The organism is Streptomyces nanshensis (assembly GCF_001751255.1).
Classification (GTDB): domain Bacteria; phylum Actinomycetota; class Actinomycetes; order Streptomycetales; family Streptomycetaceae; genus Streptomyces; species Streptomyces nanshensis_A.
Map to the genome: position 1 here is coordinate 1 of NZ_LJGW01000112.1, position 5,107 is coordinate 5,107.

The following is a 5,107-nucleotide window of genomic DNA, read 5'->3' on the forward strand; positions in this document are numbered from 1 at the left end:
GACGGGGGCGGCGTCGAAGGGTGCGAGGGCGCCGACGGCGCTGAGGGTGCGCCCGGTGCCGCGGTCGCCGGTGCGGCCGTGCCGACCGCCGCACCGCGCGGCTGCTCGACGCTCTCCGGGTCCTCGCTGTCGAGGAGTTGGACGGCGTGCCGCCCCAGCTCGGCGAGCACCTCGCCCGGCAGCCAGGTGCCCTTCAGCCCGCCCTCCGTACGCTCGATCAGCGACTCCAGGGCGGGCCGCCGCTCCGGCGCCTTGGCGAGGCAGGCCGACACGAGGTCGAGCAACGGGCCCTCGAGGCCGGAGAGTTCGGGCTCCTCCTCGGCGATGCGGAAGAGCAGCGCGTGCACACCGCTGTCGGCGGTGCCGAAGGGCATCCGTCCCGTCGCCGCGTACGCGAGGACCGTGCCGAGGCAGAAGATGTCGCTCGCCGGCGTGACGTGCAGCCCGCGTACCTGCTCGGGCGACATGAAGCCCGGCGACCCGACGAGCGCACCCGTGCGCGTCAGACCGCCGGCCGACTGCACGGCCGAGTCCAGGGCGCGTGCGATGCCGAAGTCGATGACGCGCGGCCCGTCGATCGTGATGAGGACGTTGGACGGCTTGAGGTCGCGGTGCACCAGCCCGGCGCCGTGGATGTCGTGCAGCGCGCGGACCAGTCCGGAGGCCAGCGCCGTCACCGACTCGTGCGGCAGCGGCCCGAACTGGTCGTCGACGACTTCGGAGAGGGAGGGTCCGGCGATGTAACCGGTGGCCACCCACGGGTTCTCCGCCTCGGTGTCGGCGTCCAGCACGGGCGCCGTCCAGGTACCGCCGACCTTGCGCGCGGCCGTGATCTCCTGTGTGAAGCGGCGCCGGAACTCGGGCTGGCGGGCGAGTTCGTCCTGGACGGTCTTGACCGCGACCGTGCGCCCGCGCCCCGAACGGGCCAGATAGACCCGGCCCATTCCCCCTTCGCCGAGTCTGCCGAGCAGCCGGTAGTCGCCGATCCAGCGTGGGTCCCCGGCGCTGAGCCGCTTCATCGTGTACCTCTACCCCCCAGGTAGTTCGACTGCCCCCGAGAATAGGCCGCGTGCGGCGCGGAACGCGGAGAGACCGGAATCCGATGCGAGATCGAGTTTTCGCCGTCGCATTCCGGCCGGACGGGCCAGGGGGGTACGGGGGCGCAGCGGGGGAGCCCGAATTGAGATGACAAACTCTCAATTCGCCCTTATCGGTGGGGTGATGAGCGTGCCGGGCGTGCTGATCGCGTACTCGCCTATTTTCGCGCTATGGACGCGATCCGTCAGATCCTCTGCCACCTCGCGGTGGACCTCGTCTCGGTCTCCGTGCTCACCTTCGCCGTCTACTATCCGCGGCACCGGCGGCGGGATCTGATTCCCGGCTATCTCGCCCTGAACGTCTCGCTGTTCGCGCTCGCCGCGGCGCTCGGCCGCAGCAAGGACAGCGGCGGCATCGCGCTCGGCTTCGGTCTGATCGGGGTGCTGTCGATCATCGGGCTGCGCGCGGAGTCCATGCAGAGCGAGGAGGTCGCCTACTACTTCTCGACCCTCGTCGTCGGCCTCATCTCCGGGCTGCCGAATCTGAGTCTCGTGCTGGCGGCCATGCTGAGCGCGCTGCCGCTGGCGATGGTCTATCTCGCGGGCCATCCGCGGCTGTTCGCCCGTACACAGCGGGCACTGATCACAGTCGACGCCGCCGTCACGGAGGCCGCGGCCATCGAGGACTTCGTACGGGAGAGGCTCGGGGAGCCGCTGTCCTGGAACATCCAGGAGGTGGACTACGGACGTGGCCTCACGGTCGTCGACATCCGCTACCGGCGTCCGGGTCCCGGCGGCGGCGAGGGACGCGGACGGCGCCCGCGCGGCGGGATCGTACGGCAGAACGGACGCCGGGAGACGCCCGGCGAGGCCCCGCCCCCGCCGCGGCGCAGCGACGCCGCGAGCCCGTGACCCGGGACCCTCGCGGCCCCTTCGGACGCCCTTCCGCCGGGCCCGCCGGCGGAACGGCCCAGGGCAGAGCTTCACCGCGGTGTTGATTGCCCCGCTGGTGCACCCCCTAGGCTGTGGCCCGTCCCAGCCGGCGCCTTCCCCGAGCCGAGGAGCCACCACGTGACAAGCAGCAGTACGAACTCGCCCTCTCCCGCGGGCTTCACGCCCGACCCGGCCGCCGGCCGCGCCGTACGGGAGAACGACCGCGCGCACGTCTTCCACTCCTGGTCGGCGCAGGCGCTGATAGAACCGCTGGCCGTCGCGGGCGGCGAGGGCTCCTACTTCTGGGACTACGACGGCAACCGCTACCTCGACTTCTCCTCCCAGCTCGTCAACACCAACATCGGGCACCAGCACCCCAAGGTCGTCGCCGCGATCCAGGAGCAGGCGGGCCGCATGTGCACCATGGCGCCCGGCTTCGCCGTCGACGTACGGGCCGAGGCCGCACGCCTCGTCGCGGAGCGCACCCCCGGCGACCTGGACAAGGTCTTCTGGACGAACGGCGGCGCCGAGGCCGTCGAGAACGCCGTGCGCATGGCGAAGCTGCACACCGGCCGCCCCAAGGTGCTGAGCACCTACCGCTCGTACCACGGCCACACCGCCGCCGCGATCCACCTCACCGGCGAACCGCGGCGCTGGGCCAACGACACCGGCGCGGCCGGCGCCGTCCACTTCTTCGGCCCGCATCTCTACCGCTCGCACTTCTACGCCGAGACGCAGGAGCAGGAGTCGGCGCGCGCCCTGGCGCACCTCGAAGAGACCGTCGCCTACGAGGGCCCGGGCACCATCGCCGCCGTGATCCTGGAGACCGTGCCGGGCACCGCCGGCGTCCTCGTGCCGCCGCCGGGCTACCTCGCGGGCGTCCGCGAGATCTGCGACCGGTACGGCATCGTCTTCATCCTGGACGAGGTGATGGCCGGATTCGGGCGCACGGGCGCCTGGTTCGCCGCCGACCACTGGGGCGTCACGCCCGACCTGATCACCTTCGCCAAGGGCGTCAACTCCGGCTATGTACCGCTGGGCGGCGTCGCCATCTCCGCGGAGATCGCCGCCACCTTCGACCGGCGCCCCTACCCGGGCGGGCTGACCTACTCCGGGCATCCGCTGGCGTGCGGCTCGGCCGTGGCGACGATCGAGACCATGGCGGAGGAGGGCGTCGTGGAGAACGCGGCGCGGATCGGCGAGGACGTCATCGGGCCCGCCCTGCGGGAGATCGCCGAGCGCCACCCGTCGGTCGGCGAGGTGCGCGGCATGGGCGTCTTCTGGGCGCTGGACCTCGTACGGGACAAGGAGACGCGCGAGCCGCTGGTGCCGTACAACGCGAGCGGCCCGGACAACGCGCCGATGGCCGAGTTCGCGGCGGCCTGCAAGCGCGGCGGCCTGTGGCCGTTCGTGAACATGAACCGCACCCACGTCGTACCGCCGTGCACCGTCAGCGAGGCGGAGGCCAAGGAGGGCCTGGCCGTTCTCGACGAGGCGCTGGCCACCGCGGACGCGCATACGACCGCCGGACGGGGCTGAGGCCGGGTACGGGGCGCGGGGCGTCCGGAAGCCGATTCGAGCCGACCGATGATCAAGCGAAGCACGCTGCGTGCACAGATCGCCTCCGCGCTGCGGGACGAGATCCTCGCCGGAAGACTCCCGGCGGGCAGCCAGTTCACGGTCAAGGAGATCGCCGAGCAGTACGGGGTCTCGGCGACTCCCGTGCGCGAGGCGCTCGTCGACCTGGCGGCACAGGGACTGCTGGACGTCGAGCAGCACCGGGGGTTCGGCGTCCACCGGTTCACCATCGACGACTACCGGTCGATGGTGCGCGCGCGGATGGTGGTCCTGGACGGGCTCTTCCACAGCTACTTCGAGGAGGACGGGCCCGTCCCGGTGATCGCCCTGGAGGACTCGGTGCTGGCCTCCGTGCGGCGCCGTGCGGAGGCGGCCGTACGGGCCGCGCGGGCCGGCGACCTCGATGTGCTGATCGGCTACGACCTGCGCTACTGGCGGGAGTTGGGCGAGGTCATCGGCAACTCCTACATCTGCGACTTCCTCGACCGGCTCCGTGTGCAGTGCTGGGTCTACAGCGTTCCCTGTCTGCGCACGGAACCCGAGGTGGCCAAGCGGCTGTGGGCGGGGCACCGGGAGCTGGTGGACGCCGTCGAGCGGGAGGACGCGACGGCGACACGGCAGATCGTGGGCGGATACCACCGGCACGCGCTGTCGCTCGCGGAGAAGTCGCTGAAGGACGGCCCGTGAGCGCACGGCCCGTGAGCGCGCGGTCCGTGAGTGCACGGTCCGTGCGCGTCGCCGCCGTGCGCCGGTGCGCGCCGGGCCCCTGAACTCCCGTGCGCCCGTGTGGTGATGATCCCTTCTCCGGCACTCGGCCCCGCGCCCCGGGGCACGGCATTACGCTGTTCCGACCGAGCTGCAGATGGAGCACCCCTTGGCATGTGATCTCTGGTTGGTCCCCCTCGTCGACGTGCTTTGCCACAGCCCCGACAACCCCTTCGCCGAGGAGATCGCTGTCTACGACAAGGCGCTGACGGAGGCGGGGCTGCCGCCGGTCCCCGTGTACAACTACATGCCGGGACTGTCGGGGGACGTCGCGCCGGTGGCCGGCTTCGACTACGACGCCCTGCACTTCCTGCGCCGCGCGCATCTGCTGCACACCTGCGGTCTGGAGGTCACGCCCGTCGACGAACTGGGCGGCGACTACGAGCAGTTGCTGGAGATGTTCGAGCTGACGGCGCAGCAGTCGCACCTGGTGTGGCACTACGACCACGCGGGCGCGTACGTACCGCTCGACTTCCCCGTGCCGCTGGCCAACGACGAACTCATCGACGGCGGCGGCCCGCTGGGCTCCAGCCACGGCCTGCTCCGCGAACTGGAGGCCGTCGCACCGTACTTGGGCATCGACGCCGCGGCCCCGCCGCCCGCACCCCAGGCGCCCACGCGCCCCACGGACCTGGAGGAGCCCGCGGAGACCCCCGTCGCGTACGAGGCGGGGCCCTTCGCGCGGGAGCGCCACGTCTGGCTGGGACTGCACGCGGCGGCGACGCGGAGCCTCGCCCAGGGGTCCATGATCGTCTTCAGCTAGGACGGCGACGGGCGCGCGGACCGCGCCCGAG

5 protein-coding genes are annotated in these 5,107 nt (G+C 71.9%); 4 read left to right on the forward strand and 1 reads right to left on the reverse strand.

The window, feature by feature from the left end:
- Window positions 1-1,019: serine/threonine-protein kinase (locus AN218_RS06660; protein WP_141747492.1), on the reverse strand; the 1,019-nt coding region annotated here is incomplete at its 3' end.
- Between the two features lie 249 nt (window positions 1,020-1,268).
- Here AN218_RS06660 and AN218_RS06665 point away from each other — a divergent pair.
- From AN218_RS06665 to AN218_RS06680, 4 genes are all read left to right on the forward strand, one after another.
- Complete coding sequence (locus tag AN218_RS06665) at window positions 1,269-1,949, forward strand: DUF4956 domain-containing protein (RefSeq protein ID WP_070015819.1); 681 nt, start codon at window positions 1,269-1,271, stop codon at window positions 1,947-1,949.
- A 159-nt stretch (window positions 1,950-2,108) separates the two neighbouring features.
- Window positions 2,109-3,509 carry an aspartate aminotransferase family protein gene (locus AN218_RS06670; protein WP_070015820.1) on the forward strand — a complete coding sequence of 467 codons (1,401 nt, stop codon included), beginning with the start codon at window positions 2,109-2,111 and terminating at the stop codon, window positions 3,507-3,509.
- A 48-nt stretch (window positions 3,510-3,557) separates the two neighbouring features.
- Window positions 3,558-4,235 carry a GntR family transcriptional regulator gene (locus tag AN218_RS06675; protein WP_070015822.1) on the forward strand — a complete coding sequence of 226 codons (678 nt, stop codon included), beginning with the start codon at window positions 3,558-3,560 and terminating at the stop codon, window positions 4,233-4,235.
- Between the two features lie 187 nt (window positions 4,236-4,422).
- Window positions 4,423-5,076 carry a hypothetical protein gene (locus AN218_RS06680; protein ID WP_070015825.1) on the forward strand — a complete coding sequence of 218 codons (654 nt, stop codon included), beginning with the start codon at window positions 4,423-4,425 and terminating at the stop codon, window positions 5,074-5,076.
- Window positions 5,077-5,107 lie beyond the last annotated feature (31 nt).